The 20,090-nt window shown below is 69.9% G+C and carries 19 protein-coding genes; 12 read left to right on the forward strand and 7 right to left on the reverse strand.

Annotated elements, in window-relative coordinates:
• Positions 1 to 209: 209 nt before the first annotated feature.
• The gene (locus KRR39_RS08225) at positions 210 to 599 is read left to right on the forward strand and encodes an enolase-like domain-containing protein (protein ID WP_216941558.1); all 390 of its coding nucleotides are present in this window, start codon (positions 210 to 212) and stop codon (positions 597 to 599) included.
• Between the two features lie 31 nt (positions 600 to 630).
• Complete coding sequence (locus KRR39_RS08230; RefSeq protein ID WP_216941559.1) at positions 631 to 1,299, forward strand: enolase C-terminal domain-like protein; 669 nt, start codon at positions 631 to 633, stop codon at positions 1,297 to 1,299.
• 132 nt (positions 1,300 to 1,431) lie between these two features.
• On the opposite strand, the gene KRR39_RS08235 is transcribed toward KRR39_RS08230, so the two are convergent.
• Complete coding sequence (locus tag KRR39_RS08235; RefSeq protein WP_216941560.1) at positions 1,432 to 2,196, reverse strand: hypothetical protein; 765 nt, start codon at positions 2,194 to 2,196, stop codon at positions 1,432 to 1,434.
• A 273-nt stretch (positions 2,197 to 2,469) separates the two neighbouring features.
• On the opposite strand from KRR39_RS08235, the gene KRR39_RS25575 reads away from it, so the two are divergent.
• Positions 2,470 to 2,592: a hypothetical protein gene (locus KRR39_RS25575; protein ID WP_302053563.1), complete on the forward strand. Its 123-nt coding sequence runs from the start codon at positions 2,470 to 2,472 to the stop codon at positions 2,590 to 2,592.
• A gap of 6 nt (positions 2,593 to 2,598) precedes the next feature.
• Here the strand turns inward: KRR39_RS25575 and KRR39_RS08240 are convergent, their stop codons facing one another.
• The gene (locus KRR39_RS08240) at positions 2,599 to 3,039 is read right to left on the reverse strand and encodes a MarR family winged helix-turn-helix transcriptional regulator (protein WP_216941561.1); all 441 of its coding nucleotides are present in this window, start codon (positions 3,037 to 3,039) and stop codon (positions 2,599 to 2,601) included.
• Positions 3,040 to 3,136: 97 nt separating this feature from the next.
• Here KRR39_RS08240 and KRR39_RS08245 point away from each other — a divergent pair, with 97 nt between their 5' ends.
• The 8 genes from KRR39_RS08245 to KRR39_RS08280 all read left to right on the forward strand — a co-directional run bounded on the left by KRR39_RS08245 (position 3,137) and on the right by KRR39_RS08280 (position 9,531).
• Positions 3,137 to 3,577 (forward strand): OsmC family peroxiredoxin, encoded by a 441-nt coding sequence (locus KRR39_RS08245; protein WP_216941562.1) that lies wholly within the window; start codon positions 3,137 to 3,139, stop codon positions 3,575 to 3,577.
• A gap of 32 nt (positions 3,578 to 3,609) precedes the next feature.
• A complete protein-coding gene (locus KRR39_RS08250) occupies positions 3,610 to 4,143 on the forward strand; it encodes a sigma-70 family RNA polymerase sigma factor (protein ID WP_254185604.1) in 534 nt (177 codons plus the stop codon).
• A 127-nt stretch (positions 4,144 to 4,270) separates the two neighbouring features.
• The gene (locus KRR39_RS08255) at positions 4,271 to 4,435 is read left to right on the forward strand and encodes a hypothetical protein (RefSeq protein ID WP_216941563.1); all 165 of its coding nucleotides are present in this window, start codon (positions 4,271 to 4,273) and stop codon (positions 4,433 to 4,435) included.
• A gap of 275 nt (positions 4,436 to 4,710) precedes the next feature.
• The gene (locus tag KRR39_RS08260; protein ID WP_216941564.1) at positions 4,711 to 6,201 is read left to right on the forward strand and encodes an ATP-binding protein; all 1,491 of its coding nucleotides are present in this window, start codon (positions 4,711 to 4,713) and stop codon (positions 6,199 to 6,201) included.
• Between the two features lie 283 nt (positions 6,202 to 6,484).
• Entirely contained in the window at positions 6,485 to 7,162 is a 678-nt protein-coding gene (locus KRR39_RS08265) for a sulfotransferase family protein (protein ID WP_216941565.1), read from the forward strand.
• Between the two features lie 314 nt (positions 7,163 to 7,476).
• The gene (locus tag KRR39_RS08270; protein WP_254185605.1) at positions 7,477 to 7,839 is read left to right on the forward strand and encodes a hypothetical protein; all 363 of its coding nucleotides are present in this window, start codon (positions 7,477 to 7,479) and stop codon (positions 7,837 to 7,839) included.
• Between the two features lie 97 nt (positions 7,840 to 7,936).
• Positions 7,937 to 8,608: a DUF6766 family protein gene (locus KRR39_RS08275; protein WP_216941566.1), complete on the forward strand. Its 672-nt coding sequence runs from the start codon at positions 7,937 to 7,939 to the stop codon at positions 8,606 to 8,608.
• A gap of 314 nt (positions 8,609 to 8,922) precedes the next feature.
• On the forward strand, positions 8,923 to 9,531 hold the full coding sequence (locus tag KRR39_RS08280) for a flavodoxin family protein (protein WP_216941567.1): 609 nt from the start codon (positions 8,923 to 8,925) through the stop codon (positions 9,529 to 9,531).
• 129 nt (positions 9,532 to 9,660) lie between these two features.
• Here KRR39_RS08280 and KRR39_RS25580 read toward each other — a convergent pair whose 3' ends face one another.
• On the reverse strand, positions 9,661 to 9,792 hold the full coding sequence (locus KRR39_RS25580) for a hypothetical protein (protein ID WP_302053564.1): 132 nt from the start codon (positions 9,790 to 9,792) through the stop codon (positions 9,661 to 9,663).
• Between the two features lie 992 nt (positions 9,793 to 10,784).
• On the opposite strand from KRR39_RS25580, the gene KRR39_RS08285 reads away from it, so the two are divergent.
• On the forward strand, positions 10,785 to 11,624 hold the full coding sequence (locus tag KRR39_RS08285) for a matrixin family metalloprotease (protein WP_216941568.1): 840 nt from the start codon (positions 10,785 to 10,787) through the stop codon (positions 11,622 to 11,624).
• Between the two features lie 100 nt (positions 11,625 to 11,724).
• On the opposite strand, the gene KRR39_RS08290 is transcribed toward KRR39_RS08285, so the two are convergent.
• From KRR39_RS08290 to KRR39_RS08305, 4 genes are all read right to left on the reverse strand, one after another.
• On the reverse strand, positions 11,725 to 12,438 hold the full coding sequence (locus tag KRR39_RS08290) for a DUF6281 family protein (protein WP_216941569.1): 714 nt from the start codon (positions 12,436 to 12,438) through the stop codon (positions 11,725 to 11,727).
• 185 nt (positions 12,439 to 12,623) lie between these two features.
• A complete protein-coding gene (locus tag KRR39_RS08295; RefSeq protein WP_216941570.1) occupies positions 12,624 to 13,136 on the reverse strand; it encodes a sigma-70 family RNA polymerase sigma factor in 513 nt (170 codons plus the stop codon).
• A gap of 975 nt (positions 13,137 to 14,111) precedes the next feature.
• Positions 14,112 to 16,580, reverse strand: a complete 2,469-nt coding sequence (locus KRR39_RS08300; protein ID WP_216941571.1) for a helicase C-terminal domain-containing protein — start codon at positions 16,578 to 16,580, stop codon at positions 14,112 to 14,114.
• A gap of 307 nt (positions 16,581 to 16,887) precedes the next feature.
• A complete protein-coding gene (locus tag KRR39_RS08305) occupies positions 16,888 to 20,022 on the reverse strand; it encodes a hypothetical protein (protein ID WP_216941572.1) in 3,135 nt (1,044 codons plus the stop codon).
• Between the last annotated feature and the right edge of the window lie 68 nt (positions 20,023 to 20,090).

The following is a 20,090-nucleotide window of genomic DNA, read 5'->3' on the forward strand; positions in this document are numbered from 1 at the left end:
AACCGCTGGGCCATCCTCAAGGAGGGACTCAAGACCAAGGCGCAGGAGTTCCTGCCGCACACCGACCAGTGACCCCCTCTGCAGGCCTGCCCACACCCGCGCGTACCCCGGTTCATCGACCCGTTGCGACGGCCCCCGAACCCACCCTGGGCAGGTCACTGCGGCGCGTACCGGCCCGAGCCGCACGACTTCACGACACGGACGTACCCGTGCGCTCGCTGACCGTCAGCGTCTACACCATCCCGACCGACGCCCCCGAGGCCGACGGGACACTTGCCTGGGACTCGACCACCATGGTGCTGGTCGAAGCTGCGGCCGGGAACACCGTCGGCGTCGGGTGGACGTACGGGCCACCGGCCCTGGCCGACCTGGTCCGCGGCCGCCTGGCCGGGGTGGTGACCGGACGGAGCGCGCTCGACGTGACCGGCAGCAACCACGCAATGGCCGACAGCCTCCGCAACGACGGCCGACCCGGCGCCGGCGCGATGGCCCTGTCGGCCGTCGACCTGGCCCTGTGGGACCTGAAGTCACGGCTTCTCGAGCTCCCCCCTGCACCGACTCCTCGGACAGGTCCGCGCCACCGTCCCGCTCTACGGTAGTGGTGGGTTCACCACCTACACCGACCACCAGATGCGCGACCAGCTGGACGGCTGGGCAACGGCCGGCTTCACCGCGGTCAAGATCAAGGTCGGTGAGGACCACGGCGCCCGGCTGGCACGCGACACCTCACGCGTCCGCCAGGCCCGGGCCGCGCTCGGTCCGCACATCGACCTGTTCGTCGACGCCAACGGCGCCTACGGGGCCCAACAAGCCATCAACTGGTGGCGCAACCTACACGACTCGGGTGCTCAGGTGACCTGGTTCGAGGAACCGGTCTCCTCCGACGACCTCGCCGGCCTGGCCCGGGTCCGGGACGCAGTCGGTGCCGACGTCACGGCCGGAGAGTACGGCTACGACCTCACCTACTTCGGACGGATGCTCGCCGCCGAAGCAGTCGACTGCCTCCAGGTCGACGTCACCCGTTGTGGCGGCATCACCGAATGGCTCCGGATCGCGGCGGTCGCCGCAAGCCGGCACCTGGACGTGTCCGGTCACTGCGCACCGCACGCGCACGCCGCCGTCGCCGCCGCCACCCCCAACCTGCGCCACCTCGAGTGGTTCCACGACCACACCCGCATCGAGTCCCTGCTGTTCGACGGTGCCACCGAGGCCGTCAACGGGACGCTCACGCTCACCGACGCCCCGGGAAACGGCCTGACCCTGCGAAGACACCGCGCAGAACAGTTCCGAGTGTCCTGACCCGGCCGGGCCCCCTCCGAAAGCAGGGAGGGCGAAACACCAGCCAAAGCTTTGACGTGCCGATGACGGGGCGTACCGGGCGCCCCCCGGGGGGCGTAGTTCGACAGTTGGCGCAGTTGGGGGCCTGAACCGCTACGTGGGCGTGCCGTGGGCGGCGCCGGGACAGATTCGCCCGTGCAGGTCACCGGGGGGTTTGTCGGCGGCCATGTCGTCGGCGACACACCAGAATTCTTCCGACCAGTCGCCAGCGTGCTGGATCCCGCGCAGCACCGGCCAGCGTCGGCTGCCACTCATGGCGGCGACAGCCTGCCGTTGTGCGGCGTGGTCACCAGAGGCCCGTGCGGCGCCGTACTGGTCGATCCAGGCACACCCAACGCTCCCGGTGACGTGCGCGGCGAAGTGGTAGGGCTGCTGGTACGGCGGGACTGCGATCGTGGTGGCGTCGAACCCGTCTGGGGTCTCGACGCCGGACAGCAACAGAGTCACGGTCGCCGCAGCCTGATGGGGACGCACGACGTCGGCTGGCAGCCTCGCGTCGAACGCGCCGGTGTGGACCCGGCGCAGTTGGTCGAGCAGTTCGACAAACGCTGCGCGCTCCATGCCCTCGCCCCGAACCTCGAGGAAGGTCTCCCCGTGGACGGGCCCTATCACCGTGTGATCGCGGCGATGGTAGGCCCACATCTCAGTGGGCTCGCCGACCAGGGTGACCGCGGTCGCCGGGCTGATGTGTCGGCGGCTGGCGAGGTACCCGTCGAACCAGCGGTCCGGCCGCCAGTTGACGCGCAGCTCCCAGTCGTCCTTGCCGTAGCGGATCTTGCCGTTCGTGGGATCGCCGTCGACGTTGGTGACGCGCCATCCGGCAGCATCGAGGATGATGTACGGGCTCGGGTCGCTCATCGGTCCTCCGTCGCCTCACCGTGGGCTTCCGACACTACGGAACGCCGATCGCGACGCCAACCACGCGGCGGGCTGACAAGCCACGTCGAGCTGCAGTAGCCGGCCGCGTTCGCGGGCTAACCGAGCGGTGCTCACTCGGGTTCTTCGCGTCAGCCGGTACCCGGGACCACCGCGGCCGGCGAAAGCTTCGGTGACGTCAGCGGACCGTAACGACTCCTTCAGCTGCTCGAGCCCGGTCGTCGGTAGCGTCTGAGGTCGGGCAAGGAGGTCCGCATGATGCACATGCCGGTGGTCCTGGTGTTGATGATGGCGTTTCTGGTGGTCCTGGTCTTCGGCGGCCTGGTCGCCGTCCGGGTCCTCGGCGGGCGGACCGTCAACCGCGACCACCCGCACTAGCCACTTTCAGCGCGGGGGCGTCGCGTTGTCGGTCAGCATGCGCAGGGTCTGTTGCAGTGCGGTGAACTGGTCCTCGTCGAGGCCGAGGACCTCCTTGATGGCGCAGTGGATCCGCACCGAGTGACTGCGCAGGGCGTCGCCTTGCCGGGTCAGGCTGATCTCGACGAACCGCTCGTCCGCGCTCGATCGGTTCCGGGCGATCAGACCGTTGCCCTGCATGCGTCGCAGCAGTGGGGTCAGCGTTCCGTGGTCCAGACGCAGGGCATCCGCGAGCTCCCGGACGGTGCAGGTGCCTTCGTCCCAGAGCACGACCAGGACCAGGAACTGCGGGTAGGTCAGGCCCAGCTCTCCGAGGATCGGCCGGTACAGGTTCGTGACCGCCCGCGACGCGGCGTACAGGTCGAAGCACAGCTGGTCGGAGAGCGGTCTGATCTCGGGGGCTGCCATCGCTCCAGTCTGGCACGCCTTGGAATGGTTTGTGCCCTCGTTACTTGGGCACAAGGTACCTGCTTCGCCACTGTCCCGGCTCGAAAGAAGGATCCTCATGCCCACTCGCACCGCTCGCACGGCCTGGAACGGAACTCTGGAGGAGGGCAGCGGCGAGGTCGAGCTCAGCAGCTCTCGCGTCGGCACCTACGACGTGTCGTTCCCGAAGCGGGCGGCCGAGGAGGCCGACGGCACCACCAGCCCGGAAGAGCTGATCGCGGCGGCGCACTCGTCCTGCTACGCGATGCAGCTCTCGGCGGTCATCGCCGAGGCCGGTGGCACCCCGACTGCGCTGGACGTCAAGGCCGAGGTGTCGCTCGGCGCGGACCCGGACGGCGGCTTCCGGCTCACCGGGATCAAGTTGACCGTCCGTGGCGAGGTCGAGGGCGTCGACGCGGCGGGCTTCGAGACCGCGGCCCAGGCGGCCAAGGCGACCTGTCCGGTCAGCAAGGGCCTGACGGGCGTGGACATCACCCTCGACGCCGCACTCGAAGGCTGACTCCGCTGAACGATTCGCTCGAGACGCAGCTGTTGGCAGTTGGTGCCGGGGACGCGGCCGCGTTCGCCGCGATGTACGAGGCGACGGGCTCACGGGTCCACGCCCGGGTGCTGGGCGTGCTCGGGGACAGCCACCAGGCCCAGGAGGTGACCCAAGAGGTCTTCCTGGTGGTGTGGCAGACCGCGGGTCGTTTCGACCCCCTCCGGGGCTCGGGTCTCTCCTGGCTGTTGACGATCGCCCACCGCAAGGCCGTGGACCGGGTCCGGCACTCGGAGTCCTGGCGTCGACGGGACACTACTGCGGCCCAGCTGGGCCGTCGGGCGCCGTACGACCAGACCATCGAGTCAGCCATCGCGTCCCTCGACGCCCAGACCGTCCGCACCGCCCTGGGCACCCTGACCCCGCGGCAGCGGCAGGCGATCGAGCTCGCTTACTTCGGCGGCTACACGCACACCGAGGTCTCCAGCCTGCTCCAGGTCCCGCTCGGCACCGCCAAGGGCCGGATCCGTGACGGGTTGCTGAGGCTGCGCGACCTGATGTCGCCCGTCGTCACCGAGCCGGCGTAGGGATGCGACTCGCCCACCTCTGCGGCCAAAGACGTGGACTCGCGGGTCCATCCGTCACATCGGCGGTAGTCGGCCCCCGGGCCGGAGCGCTTGCATGCCCGAGACCCTTCTGCGCCCAGGACAGCTCGTGGATCCGGTCACCGCCATGGACATCGTGTTCCGTGACGACAGCGGCTCGGTCGTCAACGACGACAGCACCGGCACCCGCCTCGCCGTGCACCAGCGGCTCGAGAAACTGGGCCGAACACGTCGCAGGGCCCGTCCACCGGTGCGGCGCGTGTGGTCACGCTAAGCACGTGGCACGACCTCGTTGCTGTGCGCGCACCAGACCTGGTCGAACGGATGGTGATGCGGCCCGGAACGCCGGACGCCTAGCGGGTGCGGGCGTGGGCGAAGTTGTGGTGGACGGGAACGGACCCGCGCCCGGCTCCCGGCGTCATCACGCTCTGGGCCCGGTTAGGTAGACGGTGCGCCTCGACGCGGCCAAGGCGTATCTTCTGCCTGGGACGGCACCTGGTCACGGTCGTCTGCGGCAGTTCGTCGGACCTGGGGAGGGAGAACGCGCCGATGGGGCAGCACACGGGCCGGCACCCGAAGGACCGGTGGGCGGTGTGGCGCACCCTGGAAGGCCTAGCGCCGGTGCCGCAGACGGTACGGATGGTGCGCTCGTTCACCCGGGAGACGTTGCATCTGGCGGGCCGCGACGATGTCATCGACGACGTCACCTCAGTGGTCAGCGAGCTGGTCACGAACGCGGTGGTGCACGCCGGCACACCGGTCGACGTGGGTGTCGCGGCTGCCGCGGGAGTGGTCCGCGGCGAGATCGTGGACGGGAGCCCGCGGGCGCCACGGACGCGCGGCTACGACGACACGGCCGGCACCGGACGGGGGCTGCGTCTGGTGGCCGCGTTGACGAGCGACTGGGGGGTGGAGCTGCGCCCGGAAGGCAAGACCGTCTGGTTCGAGCTGCACGACGCGAGTTCACGAGCCGACCCACTGGTGCCAGTAGCCCCGGGAGGGCAAGTGGACGGCCACGGGCTTACGGTCCAGGACGTCTCAAGGGACGTGGACGCGTGGCTGGCCGACTTTGACGCCACCCACGCGTACCTGGTGGCCGGGGAGCGTGACGAGCCGGCGACCGAGCCAGCCAACTCGGCGCGTCCACCGGCCGAACCTCTAGCCGAACCATCGGCCGAACCATCGGCTGGACCGTCCGCTGGTACGGCTTTGGTGACACTGGTAAACGTGCCGGTGCTGCTGTTTTGGGCGTGGCGGCAGCACGCGGACGCGTTGCTGCGCGAGCACCTCCTGGTGACCGTCGAGGCCGGTTCGGAAGGGGACGCGGTCGCGGTGCACGCCGCCGCCAGTGATGCCCTCGCCCTGCTGGACGCCGCCGTTCCGCCCGCACCTTCCATGACCACACCGGGGGAGGCGCTCGCCGCGGCGACCGGCCCCAACGCGACCGCTGCCTTGGTGGAGCTCCGCGTCACGGCCGCTGAGCGCGCCCACTTCGTCGCGCTCGACGACGCCCTCGAGGACGCTCTCGCGATGGCCGACGAACAGGTGCTGTTGACCCCTCCGATCACCCCCGAACTGCGGTCTCTGCGCCGCTGGCTGTGCAGCCAGGTCCGCACCCAGCTCGAAGGTGCCACCGTCCGCGGATGGGACCCGGGTCGCCAGGTGTCCCCGACTGGCCGTCCTGTGGCCTGGGACGACACCCGCGTGACCGGTTCGACAGCGGCGGTGGTGGCCGCCGACGACCACGGGCGCCTTGTCGCCGCCAGCGCCTCCGCAGTCACCCTGCTCGGCTACCCCGACCGTGACGACCTCGTCGGACGACGCCTCGTCGACCTCATCCCGACCCGGTTCCACCAAGCGCACCTCGCCGGTCTGACCAGACACCTGCTCACCGGGAACGGTGCGCTGCTCGACACGACCGTGACCGTCCCGGTCACATGCGCCGACGGGCACGAGACGACCGTCGACCTGACCTTGCACGAGCAGCACACCACCGACGGCCATAGCGTCTTCCTCGCGCAGCTCGCGCCGACAAGCTGACCGGCCCAACACCTACACGTCCCACCCGTAGGACACCGGCACGGCGAGCTACACCTGCGATACCCACTGCACGGCGGTCACCGGCCTCAAGCAGACGGGCCAACGGTTCAACTTCCCCTGGTGATGCTCCGCACGGAGGAAGAGACCCGGAGCCGACCATGAACGACCGGCTGGACGCGAGCGTCGAACCGGGTGCCGCAGGCCAACCTCCGCCCGTCGGCCGCTACCGCTACGACGGACACACGTGGGCATGGTCCGAGGCCCGGGTTCATAGACTGCGGACATGGCCATGCAGCTGATCGGTGCCGGTCTACCCCGCACCGGCACTTCCTCGCTTCGCGAGGCTCTGCGGTACCTCTTGGACGCGCCCGTTTACCACATGAGCGAGGCCTTCGCGCACCCCGACCACGCGCGGACGTGGGTAGCCGCAATCGACGGAGCGCCGCCCATTTGGGGAGAGTTCCTGTCCGGGTACGCCGCCGGGGTAGACGCACCGTTCTCCAACTGCTGGCGCGACCTGGCCGCGGCATATCCGGACGCCCCGGTGCTGCTGTCGCACCGCGGCGATCCCGAGGTGTGGTACCGCAGCATGGAGGCGACCGTTCTTCCCCGCACGCGCGAGATGCTGGCGAAGGCCGACGACGATCCGATGGTGCCACTGTTCAGAGTCATCTTCCGTGGCCTCTTTACCGACATCGACGACCGGGACCAGGCTATCGCCGGCTACCAGCGGTGGCTGTGCGAGGTCCGCGCGGAGATCGCCCCGGAGCGGCTCGTGGAATGGCAGCCGCACGACGGCTGGGAGCCGATCTGTCGCGCCCTCGGAATTCCCATCCCGGACGGGCCCTTCCCTCACGAGAACAGCAAGGCCGCCTACGCCGCGCGCAAGGAGACCCGTTCCCGTCAGGATGAGGAACGGGTCGCGTCGGTGCGGTCATCGAGTCAGGACACGCCTGAGTAGGACGCGCGCGGCCTCCGCTGGTGCCGGCTCAAGCGCACATTCGTCGTTGCAGGCGAGGCGAGGAGTCGCGCCTGCACGGTTGACGGCAACGTCCGTCACCGCACGCGTTGTGGGGCAAGGTCAGAACACGCGTAGAGCTCTGAACGCGCCCCAGGACTGGCCGCGTCTGGGGGAGGGGATGCGCGCGCCGCCGCGCCGGGGGCGTGGTCAAGCGTCATGATGACGACGTGTCAGTCCCCTCCGCGACCCCTCACCCGCGTACCCGTGGCCGGTCGAGACCCGGAAGGCGTTTCGCGACCGCTTGGCTGGTCGCCGTGGTGGCAACTGTGCTGTCGGGATGTGCCGCATCGCCGGCACCCGCCGCCGCGATCGGGGACCAGTTCTACCGCGCCGTCGTGGGAGCCGACTGGCCGACCGCGTGTGCCCTGCTGGCGCCGGAGACGAAAGCATCACTGGAACAGACCGCCGGGAAGGCGTGCCCGGCGGCGCTCCAGGACGAGGAACTATCCGACCCGGGACCGGTCGGCCGGGCGGTCGAGTACGGGACGATGACCCAGGTCCGGTACGAGCAGGACACGGTCTTCCTGGCCCGGTTCCAGTCCGGGTGGAAGGTGATGGCGGCCGGCTGCTCACCCGTGCCGGGTCACCCGTACGACTGTCGAGTGCAGGGCGGCTGAGGTGCGCGCTGTGTTCGTGATCTACCTGGCGGTCATCTGGGTCGGTCTCGCGTACTTCCTGGCCCTCGCCCTGCGGCACGGATGAAAGGGGTATCGGATGCGGCGGTTGCGTGACCACACCCTGAGCCTCACCTTCGGAGGCCTGTTCCTAGCTGCGCTCGTCGGGCAGGCGTTCGCCGGCTGGGCTGCGTTCAACAGCGACCAGGTCGCCGCAGGACTAGGGCAGCTCCGGCTGGTCGAGTACCTGACGTCAGCGAACTTTGCGGTCGACGTGGCCGAGAACTGGCAGAGCGAGTACCTGCAGTTCCTGCTCTACATCCTGGGAACGGTCTGGTTGGTGCAACGCGGGTCACCGGAGTCCAAAGAGCTCGACAAGGCCGGCGTCGAAAGCGAGCGGGACCAGAAGGTCGGCCGCTACGCCGTAGGGGACTCACCGAGGTGGGCGAGGTCCGGGGGAGCCCGGACCGCGGTGTTCTCCTGGTCGCTGTCGCTGATGATGGGCAGCATCTTCTTGGCGTCGTGGGCCGTGCAGTCGGTCGCCGGCTGGGCGAGCTACAACGAGGAGCAGCTGGAACGGTTGCAGGACCCGTTGACGTGGGTCCAGTACGCGTTCGGGTCGGACTTCTGGTCCCGCACACTGCAGAACTGGCAGTCAGAGTTCCTGGCCGTCGGTTCGATGGCGGTGTTGAGCATCTACCTGCGCCAGCGCGGGTCACCGGAGTCCAAGCCGGTCGGGCAACCGCACACCAGCACCGGCGTCGAGGGCTGACACTTTCCGGCACCCGGAAGGACGGCCTCCGGTGGCCGCCCCAGGGCGCGTGGCCGTCGGGTACCCGCCGTCGGCGGCGGGCGGCGACCCGGAGAGCGACGGCTGCGTAAGCGCCGCCCATGGTGACGCTGCCCGATCAGACGTACCACCTGCCCACTCGGGCAGTGACATTTTGGAACCATCCATCGCCGAGGTCAAGGGCCCGATCGTCACGAACCCAGGGCGGGGCCGCCGGACGGGGCTGCCCTTGGAGGCGGTCACGAAGTAGAACGGTTTCGCGCATCGAATTCGTCACAGATGGGCACCGCCGCGGCATGACTGACCTCACCGCCCTCGTCCTCGTCTGCACCCTGAGCAAGTCACCGGCCGAGTCCAGCTCGGACCTCATCGGACGCCAAGTCCTCGCCGAGCTCGAGAAGCACGACGTGGCCGGAGAGCTGGTCCGGGTCGTCGACCATGACGTCCGGTTCGGGGTCAGCACCGACGAAGGTGACGGGGACGAGTGGCCGACCATCCGTGCCAAGCTTCTCGCCGCCGACATCCTCGTTATCGCCACCCCGATCTGGCTCGGGCAGCCGTCCTCGGTGACGAAGATGGTTCTCGAGCGGCTCGACGCCGAGCTCTCCGAGACCGACGACGAGGGGCGGTTGCTCACCTACGGGAAGGTCGCCGCGGTCGCGGTCGTCGGGAACGAGGACGGCGCCCACCACACGGTCGCCGAGTGCCTCCAGGCCTTGAACGACACCGGCTTCACGGTCGCCGCGAACGCTGGCACGTACTGGGTCGGGGAAGCGATGCAGTCGGTCGACTACAAGGACCACGACGTCAGCCCCGAGGCGACCACGGCGGCGAACAAGTCGGTCGCCGCGAACACCGCACACCTGGCCCGGTTGCTGAAGGCGAACCCGTACCCGCCCAGCTGACCAATCGAGCAGAGAGCTGGTCTGGTCGGGGGTAAGGACCAACGACGAGAGGAGCAGGCGCATGTGGACTCGAGTGCTGCGCGGGGCGGTGGCCGGTGCCGCCGGGACGACCGCGCTGAACGCTGCCACCTACCTGGACATGACACTGCGGGGGCGGCCGACGAGCAGCACCCCCGAGCTGACCGTGGAGAAGCTGTCGGACGCAACCGGCGTCGCCGTGCCCGGTGCGGACGACATCAGGTCGAATCGGGTCAACGGCATCAGTGCCCTCCTGGGCATCGCTACCGGCGTGGCCGTAGGGGCCGTCTTCGGACTGGTCGACGACACCTCGAACGGTGCCCTGGGGCGGCTCCCGACGATGACCGGTGGCCTGCTCATCGGCACGGTCGCGCTGGTGGGGGCGAACGGGCCGATGGTGGCGCTCGGTGTCAGTGACCCGCGCGACTGGGGTTTCGCCGACTGGGTCAGCGATGTCCTCCCACACCTCGCCTACGGTCTCGTCGCTGGGTTCACCTACCACGCACTCGGGTATCGAGAGGACGGCTGCCTGACCCGCCGGACGTCGCACACTGGGCTAGGCGGTTACCGCGCGACCGAGCTCACGGCTCCTCGGTGGTGGTCTGGGCGGTGGTGGTCGGGCCAGCCGGGGTTCCCTGCAGTGGGCGGGCGGCGCGGTGGCTTCTTACGAGGGCGACCTTTGTCCGAGTGTGGTGGGGGGCGGGGGACACGGCCGGTGTCCGCGGACGTTGCCTCGCAGCGTGCCCCGGAATGCCCGGCTCGCTGCGGTGGGGTCGAGGTTCAGCAGTGCGGCCCAGCGGGGTGACGCCTGTTCCAGCACGGCCGTCCCAACACGGGCAGGCTCTCTTCGACTACGACAGCGAGGACGACGCGGCCGAGGACGACGCGGCTGAATCGATGCACTGGGTCGCGGACCACCTCCGCCACCTCAGGGATTGACCCGCCGCGGTCCGCCCGGTGCAGACCACCAAAGTAGGCAACGGAAAGCAAAGGTTCCGTAAAGGATGCGGGGCGCCGCTAGGTCTGTCCCGCCGCACGGAGGAATGTGTCCCCACCACAACTGAACGGGGGGAAACATGAACAAGCTCATCTCCGCACTAGCCGGCGGGGCACTCCTTTGCTCCGCGCTGGTGACCTCATCCAGCGGGGCCGTGTCCGCCTCACCGACCTGCGCCCTCCCAGACGGGGCCGCGGAAGACGGCGGGGCAGTCCAGGTCCACACCCTTCCCGCACACGTGAACGTCAAGGCGTGCAACGCCGTCGACCGTGTCGTCTCGTTCGGCGGGAAACGGCTGCACATCCCGGCGCCCGGGTACGTCGTCGGCACCGAAGCGGTCACCGCCGGCGGCGGCGTCTCCGGGTTCACCGTCGGCACAGCGCCCGACGGCACCCTTGAGGTGTCCACCGACGAGATCCTCCCCTCCGCCGGCTCGAGCTCCGGCGGGCCGGCGGCCTGCGACGACTCCGCCTACACCACCAACGACGTCAAGCGCGACGCGCAGCTCGGCTGGTACCTCGGGGACGGCGCCCTCCCCTCGGGCATCTCCAGGGCGACCGCCTGGTCGACCATGAAGACCGCGGCCAACAAGATCGCGAACGCCAACGACTGCAACATGGCCGACGAGGTCAGCGCCGCGAACACTCCGATCGGCGACACGACCCTCGAGTCCGAGTTCGACGTGGCCGACGGCGGCTACACGTGCGAGTCGTACCTGTCCGCCGACGCGTACAACGTCGTCGACTTCGGCAACCTTGACGACCACGGCAACCCGCCGCTTGCGGCGACGTGCTGGTGGAGCATCTGGAGTACCGGACCGAACACTCTCAGGAACGCTGACATCCGGTTCAACGTCTCCGACTTCTACTTCACCACTACGCCCGACTCGTCCACCTGCTACAACCGCTACGACCTGCTCGGGGTCGGTGTACACGAGTTCGGACACGCGTTTGGAATGGGGCACGTGTCCGAGTCCACGCACGGCTACCTGACCATGAGCACGAACATGGACCCGTGCGCGTCCGGCGCCCGAACTCTCGGCCGCGGTGACATCCTCGGCCTTCGCAACCTGTACTAGCGACAAGCTGAACCTCCGACCCCGGCCAGTTGGTCCCATCGACGAACTGCGCTGGGGTCGGAGACGCATCGTGCCGCCCTGTCACGCGGTCGCCGGCGGGTCAGGGTCCGGCGACCTTGACGCTGTCCGCTACGTACTTTGCGCCGGCGCAGCGAAGTCGAACTTCCGCGGTCTTGCCCTTGTAGAGCAGGTCACGCATCCCGGCCAGGCCGGTTACGTCACCCTCAGCAGGGACTCGGAACCCAACCAGCACGGTCTGCCACCGTCCACCGGTCAACGCTCGATCCGAGCTGTACAGCGACGCGGTGAACGGCGCGGTCACGTCACCGTCAACCTTCGGGGCGCGCTTCGGGTGCACGTTGACGAGCTTCCCGGTCACCACCGACACCGAAGCTAGAGCACACGGCTGCTCACGACGTGAGTCGACGACGGCCGGTGGTAGCGACGTCCGCTCCTCGTTCACCCAGATCTTCCCGTTCGCGAGCACAGCGTCGTCCACGGACACACCGGGGACCTTGAAGGCGTCGACCGTGTAGTCCGGTTCCGGGGCGTTCGTCACCGTCGTCCCGTCCCGGCTGCTTCCGCCACCGTCAACGCAGCCGCCGGGCAACAGGGCCTTCCCGACCCGAGCGCCCGGCACCGGCTCCCGTAGCAGGTCCCCGGCCGACCGGTACTCGTGGCCGGCCACCCGCAACGAGCTCGGACACGACGCACCGCCACCCCCGCCGGTCCCACGGTCCGAACCGCCGACCGAGGTGAGTGCGTTGACGGCGACGACCGCGACTGCGGCTGCCGCAGCGGCACCCAGAAACACCGCCCCTGTGGTCGGGCGTCGAGTCCGACCGGTTGTCCCACTCGCGCCACCTGGGACGGTCCGGGCCAGCTGGCGAGCGGAGACCTCTACGTGCGTGGGCGCGTCCTGAGCCAGGTCGTTCAGGCCGCGGGTCAGAAGCGCGTCGAGCGCAGCGTCAGCGTCCTGCTGGGCTCGTCCGTTACTGGTCACCGGTCTCCTCCGTCCTCGGGCTCCAACAGCCCAGCGAGCTCCGAACGCAACGCCGCACGACCCCGGGCCAACAAGCTCCGGACGGTCGCCGGCCGGCAACCGAGAAGGTCCGCGATCTGCCGGTCGTCGCGGTCCTCGTAGTACCTCAAGACGATCGCGGCCCGCTGCCGCGCCGGCAGCACCCCTAGCGCCTGCCCGACCGCGTCGCGGACGTACGTGGCGTCGACCGGGTCCCGATCGTGCGGGTGGGTGTCGGCCAGCCCCGCGAGCCGAACCAGCGAGCGTCGACGTACAGCCGTGCGGCGCCACTCAGTCCGATGCAGGTTCACCAAAGCGCGGCGCGCATACACAGGCAGGTCCTCGATGTCCGCACTGCCGCGGCGACCCAGCTTCTCGAAGACCGCCTGGGTCAGGTCTTGGGCTGCGTCCCTGTCCCCGGTAAGCAGGTACGCGAACCTCAACAGGGCAGGGCCGTGCTCGTACGCCAGCCCTTCGAGATCAACGCCCATCACGCCCCCCGCCTCATCATCAGCACGACCATGCGTCCTCGACCGGCCAGACCGACGGTCCGGCTGGCCGCTCTGTGCCGAGTCATAACTCATGGTGACGCTCACACATGGAACACCATTGAGCACCGGCGCGTGTTGCAGTCGAACAGTAAAACGTTGAGCCGAAGCGGTGGTGGCGGTAGTCAACAGTGCGCTGGCTGAGCGAACTGGTGCGCTCCCGATAACGGCTGCCCTTCACCGCGGCGCCCATTCGGCGGGCCCGTTCATTGCTGGCGCAGGCGTAGCAGGGACGGACGGTTCGACGAACCGGTTCGATCAACCAGTTCGTCAGCGACGGGGTCGCACAGGGACCTAGGATTCGGCCGGGAGGCTGGTCACGACGGCGGTCCTCGAACCGTCTCGGCCCGTTGGACAACAAGGGGGACCCGTCACCGTGCGGAATGTTGCGTCACGCCTGCTCACCGCCGTACTGGTCACCGGCCTCGTCGCCACGGTGACGACCGCACCCGGCGTGGCCGCCCCCCGGCTCGTCTCGGCCGCTGTCGCGGAGCGCGCACCGGCAGGACTGGCCAGCCTACCCGACCGCGAACGTGATGTACGGCCCCACCATCTGTCCAGGTCTCTCTCAAAGCTCTGACTCGCTTCCAAGATCTAGCCCTCGGGGTGTAATGACTGTTTGTCGAGTCGTGCTGCTTGCGGACAAGGGCAACCACTAGCCGACGTGCCCTGACATCCGGGTGTTGTCTGCGGAGCCGATTGCCGTACGTCGCGTGGCTGGGGCTTCTCGATCGAAGTGGTCACCACGGTGTCGACCGTCCCTACCGCGGTCATGCGGGGTATATCGCGGGTTCGATGCGGCCTCGCCGATCCGCAAGAGCCGGCAGGGTACTGACCCACGACCGGCGGCAGCGCCCGGGCGTCCGGCACGCACCATGGTCTCCCGACGTCCTGGGCGGCAACGGTGAGATGGGGTCGTCAGCGGCCGGGACGGATTACCTTCAGGTACTGCGCAAGGTCAACAGCGCGGAGCCGGTGGCCGACGAGCAACTGGTTGACCGCCTGCTTGTCGTCCCAGCGAGCGCCGGCCAGCCCTGCGCCCAGGGCGATGAACGCGTCGCGCAGGTCCTTGAGGCCGTTCTCCGTCAGCGCCCGGGCGTCGGGTGCCGCGGTTGCGTCGTCGGCGAGGCTACGAGCCGGGTGCACCATGACCGGGGTGCCGACGGCGTCCGCACCGTACTTGTCGGTGAGCCACAGGACGGATCCGCTGAGCTGGTTCGCATCCCGCTTGTGGATCAGGTCCGTCGTGGCGCCGGTCTTGGCCTCGATCACCCAGAACCTCAGTCCGCCGAGGGCCCAGAGGACGTCGGGGCCAGCGCCCCACTCGTCCTCGGGACGCTGGGCGTTGAAACCGATGTGCAGCGCCAACTGTCGCAGGGCCTCCTCGGCCTCGTCCGTGCAGTCGGGGTCGAACGCCAGGTCGTCGGCGATGGCCTGGAACCCGAGTCGAAGCTCGCCTCCGGTGCGGTACCGGCCATCCAGGAAGTCCGCTGCCTGCTGGGCCTGGTCCTCAGAGCCGGACAGGCGTCGGTAGTCGAAGCCGGACAGTGGTCGCAACACCATGGTGTTCTTCCTGCGCGCCGCGCTGAGCACCTGCTGGGACTCCACCGGGTCGACCAGGTCCAGGTAGGCGGCCTTCTGCTCCAGGAGCCAGCCTTGCTCCCGGTCGGTGGGCAGGGTGGACACGGCCGCACTGATCAGCTCCGCCGCGGCGCGCGTGTCACCATCGGTGGCCGCCTCGAAGGCGCGCCTGCGGGCGACGGCGGTGTCGGACACGTGACCGGTGGGGGCGGGCACCGAGCGGAGCTTCGTCTTCGCCAGCTGCACCCAACCCGGGTCGCGGGTGAGTGCCTGCCTGGCCACCGCGATGATCGCGGACAGCTCGGAGCCGCCCATCCGACCGGCGACATCACGACTCAGCTCGAGCTGCGCCTGTGTGGCGGCGCTGAACCGTGCCCGGGTGCGGGGGTCGGCGACCAGCTGACTGAGCCGCGACCCGAGCAAGAAGACCACGCAGTGATCCTCGTTGGAACGCACCCCCCGGCCCATGCCCTGCTCGATGCGCTGCACTTGGCGGTCATCGGCGCCGGCCCGTCGCGCGATCTGCGCTTCGAGTCGCTCATCGCCGGTCTGGACCTCGGGAAGCCCGTCCACGACGAGGATGCGGCAGGCGTTCTCGGGTAGGTCGACGCCGTCGTACTTGTTGACCAGCACGACCAGACCAACGTGTCTCGCGCGGAGCTCCTCCACCGTCGCGGCCAGGTTGTCCGCGTTGATGACCCGAGGAGTCCACTCGTCCCACTCGGCGGCCGCCCGGTAGGACGGAACGAGGACGACCGTGTTGTAGGTCCTCGAGAGCTCGGCGATCTCGGCCCGGGTGTGGTCGACGATGATGCTGGGGTTGATCTCCTGGGGCGCCAGGATCATCCGCTCCCCGATGTCGCCCGCGGTCAACGGCGTGATGGGCCGGCGAACGCTGTCGGGGTCGGCGCCGAAATCGGTGACCAGCACGCTGTCGTCGGCCAGGGTGGCGGTGAGGTAGACGCGGTGGGCCGCCTCCACGAAACCGGTGATGTTGCGGACTGGCGGGACGGGCGGGGTGATCGTGAGTTCCCGCCCGGTGAAGACCGCGCGGCACAGCGGCAGCACGTCCTGGACCGCGGGAAGCGCGTAGCGGAGAGGCCCGCTGGACTCGTGCTGGTGCAGGATCGCGCGCGCTCGTTCGCACTTTTCACGCCATGCCCAGAACGGAACCCGGGCCAGAGCCGAGTGGGTGTGGGCCCGGATCTGGAGCAGGGAACTGGGGGAGTGCTCCTCGAGCTCGTCCTGGAAGAGCCTCAGCAGCGGGTCGAAGGCGGGATGAGCGGACGGCAGGGTGATGGAGAGCTGGGAGCGGCTGGTGGCGATGGCCGCATGTGCGTCGTCGATCACCACGGCCCCGATCGGTGCGGGGGCGCGGGTCGGACGGGTGGCGGCAAAGACGGAGCGGCCGTTGAACAGCTTGTCCGCGGTCACCACCGCGATCGCATCGCCGGAGAGGTAGCGGTGGTGGTCCGGGTCGTCGATCGTCTCGATGCCCAGGTGGGTCGCCTCCTCGCGCACCTGCTCGACCAGGTACCGGCTCGGGCACACGTAGAGGGCCGGGCGCACACCGGCGTTCAGATAGCTCTGCAGGATCACCAGACCGTCGATGGTCTTGCCACCGCCGGTGTTCACCTTGACCACGAGGTCGCGTTCGCCGCGCCGGGCGTCCCAGGCCGTGAGAACTTGGGCCTGGACGTCACGCAGATAGCCGTACCCCTGCGTCTTGCTGAGCGAAGCCCAGAGCTCTCGTGGTTCCGTGGGCGCGGCCTGGGCTTGTTGGGAGAGGAGTTGGTCGAAGTCCATGGGGCGGTCACGGCTCCAGTCACGGGATGGTCAGGTTGCCCGGAGTGGGCCGAAGGGCGTCAACGCTAGTCGGCGGACAGCCCGTTACCAAGACCATTTGCCCCGTTCCGTCGCGGCCCTGCGGGCCGGAAACGTTCCGGCGGCGGTCCGCTGTGGACGAGGAGCACCGGTGGGAGGCCGGTGGGGCGCCGGTCCGGACATTTCAGGGGTCAACGCAGACCGGGTACCGCGACCGGCGGGAGTGTCGGGGTCTTCTGAGATGCCGCACCCCAAGAGCCCGGCTCTTGGGGTGCGGCCACACCGGAGTTCAGGTTCGACGGAGGAGCAGGCCGTCGACGCGGACCGGGGCGGCGCTGGTGGTCCGGAGCGTCACCCTTCCGGTCCACACGGCCGTCTGCAGGGGGAGGTATCTCAGCTGCTTGGTCTGGGTGCGTGTGGAGGTCAGGCGGACGGTGCCGAGGTACCGGGTGCCGATGTAGACCTTGACCGATCCGCAGTTCCGGCAGGTCGTGGCCAGCACGCCGATCCGGCGGGCCTGCACCGAGGTCTTCGTGGCCAGGCTCACTCCCTTGCGAGCGGCGACTGTTTCGGTGCCCGCGAGCTGGGTGGAGCCGCGGGAGCGTCGCCACCCGGCTGAGGCGGTCAGCGACCGGTCGTCGAGCGGACGGCCGACGCACTGTTCGAGGTAGGACGAGTAGAGACCGGACTGGTCGCGGGCTCGCACCCGGACGCACGTCTCGGCGCCGAGGGCGAGCGGTGAGGACAGGTTCGACCGGATGTCGCTCGGCGCCCATCCGGCCGGGAGCCGGTAGCCGGTGAAGGTGGTCGTCGGTGTCGCGGTGCGCACGGAGACGTCGAAGAAGTCGGTGCCACTGCCGGCGTCGGTCGCGTTCCAGCTGAACGGGGCCCGCCCGGCGAGCGCGTCGGTGGCGGTCGGCGGGCGCAGCTGCAGAGCGGGGGCGACGGTGTCGGAGGAGACCACGAACGAGTTCGTCGTGGTCCGACCTGTCTCGTCGGTAACTCGGACGTACAGCGTGTGCCGGCCCTCGGGCAGCGCGGGCAGGCTGGCGGCGCCCAGGCAGCCGAACCACGCGCCGTCGTCGAGGCGGCACTCGGGGCGCAGGACGAAGTCCGGGGTCGCGCCGTAGTCACCGGCGACCACCGTGAACGACACCGGCCCGCGCAGGAACTGCGGCAGGCCACGCGCGTCTACCCACGGCGGGGTCTGGTCGCCGAGCAGTCCGGTGGGGTCGCCGGCGACGGCGAGGCGGCTGGTCAGGGTGGGGTCGTTCTCGCCGGTGCTGGTCCGGGTGACGGTCGTGAACAGGGTTCCGTACCGGCTGTAGGACGGCGCGGACAGGGCCCGGTCACGGTCCGGTGTGCTCAGCACCGTCGGGTTGGTCTGCCCGGCGGCGATCTGCATGACCTGCCCGGTGGAGGCGACGTAGGCGAGGTTGCCGTCCCGGGAGATCTCCGGGTCCGTCCCGCCGGCCGTCCCGGCGACCGCGGAAACTGTTCCGGTGTCCGGGTTGATCCGCAGCAGGGGCGCGCCGGTGGTCGAGGCGTCCTGGACGACGACGGCGGTTCCGTCCGCGGTCCAGGTGGGCGACGCTGCGTTGTCACGCAGCAGGGTGGGTGTGCCTCCGCCGGCTGGGATGGTCCATACGGACCGGTGTCCGGCGACGGTTTGGGTGAACGCGATCCGGTCGGCGCCGGGTGAGTAGTCCGCGTCGGTCTCCGCCCCGGTCATCGAGGTGAGCTGGCGGGTCGCGGGCTGGGACGGTGTGCCGCCCCACAGGTCGTACTCGCCGTCCGAGCCGTCCGGTCCGGTGCTCCGGGAAGCGACGAGGTGGCCTCCGCCCGGTGAGGTGGCCGGGTACCGGTAGTCGTGGTCGGGGTCTTGGGTCAGCGGCACCACGGGTGCGTACCAGGCCCAGAACGAGTCCGCGACCTGGAAGAGTCCGCGCGGGCTGCCCTTGGTCCGGCTGCCAGACACGATGACGGCCCGGTCGGAGGTGGCGAGGTCGGCGCTGTCGAGCACGGTCCACGGGCCGGTCCCGGCGGCGTTGGTCGCCCGGACCCGGTAGGTGTAGTAGGTGCCGGCGACGGTCGTCCGGTCGACGTACGACGGCCGCCAGTAGTCCTCGTCGGCCGGGACGGAGCCGACCGGCGCCCACGCGCCGCCGCGCGGCATCCGTTCGATGTCGTAGGAGGTGATGGTCTCGCCTCCGTCGTCGGCGGGCCGGTTCCAGTACGGCAGCATCGCCTCCACGCCGGGGACCGTCGTGCCGGACAACGGGCCGGGCGCGACGGTGCCGAACCCGTCCAGGAGGACGGTGACCGGCGCGAGGCTGCCGCCGTCGTCGCGGGCGACCACCTCGAGGGCGGCGGTACGGGTGCCGGCGGTGGTCGGGGTGAACCGGGTGGTGACCGGGCAGGTGGCACCCGGGGCCAGGGTGGTGTTGGCGCAGCCGTTCGTGACGACCGTCCAGTCCGTCGCGGCCGGACCTTGGGTGCTCGCCGCCGCCAGGGTCAGGGTCTCCGGGCCGGGGTTGTTGATGGTGACGGTGCGGGTCAACGGGGCCGCCGCGTACGTGCGCAGCGGCCCGACTGAGGCGGGGGTGGTCGTCGGGAGCGTCACCGCGGTGTCCGCGCCGAGCCGGACCTCCATGCGGACGACCTGCCCGTACTTGCAGCGACCCGTCCAGCTGGCGTCCAGCACGACGGGGTGAGCGGTGTCGTCGTAGAGCACGGACCGCACAGCGAGGACGCGGTCGACGAACCCGCCGCACGGTCCGCCGAAGTCGCTGAAGTACGCGTCGCCGCCCGCGTCCTTGCCGGAGAACCGGTAGGTGCCGGGGCCCGGGAGCGGGGACAGGTACAGCTGTGCCATGGTGCCGTCCGCGGTGGTCGCGGTCACGGCGGGGTAACCGCTCGCGGCGCTGGTGACGGTCGCGCCGTCGACCCCGTCGCGGACGGTCGCGGCCGACGGCGCGGTGGTGCTCGACCGGTATGCCATCAGCCGTTGAGCGCCCTGGACCGGCACGGAGGTCGGTCGGGTCGCTTCGGTCTGCGCTGCGGGGCCGTCCACGCCGTCACGGATGGGGGTGACCCGGTAGGTCACGTGCTCGCCGGGAGCGACGTCGTGGTCGCCGTAGGCGTAGTGCCAGGTGGAGAAGTTGCGCGGCAGCGTGACGAGCTCGGTCCACCCGCCGGCGTCGCGGTGCCGCTCCAGGCGGTAGCGGTCCGCTTCAGGCCGGGAGTCGTCCCACGAGACGCCGAGGCCGTTCGCGGTCGGGTAGGTGGCCAGCCCTGCCGGGGCGCCCTCCGCGAGAGCGGCCGAGACGAGCCGGGGGGCGGCCACACCTGGTGCGCTGGTCACCGTGGCGACGATGCCGGCGACCAGCACGGCGGTGAGCAGGCGTGACGCAACATTCCGCACGGTGACGGGTCCCCCTTGTTGTCCGACGGGCCGAGACGGTTCGAGGACCGCCGTCGTGACCAGCCTCC

The organism is Nocardioides panacis, from assembly GCF_019039255.1.
GTDB classification, from domain to species: Bacteria; Actinomycetota; Actinomycetes; order Propionibacteriales; family Nocardioidaceae; genus Nocardioides_B; species Nocardioides_B panacis.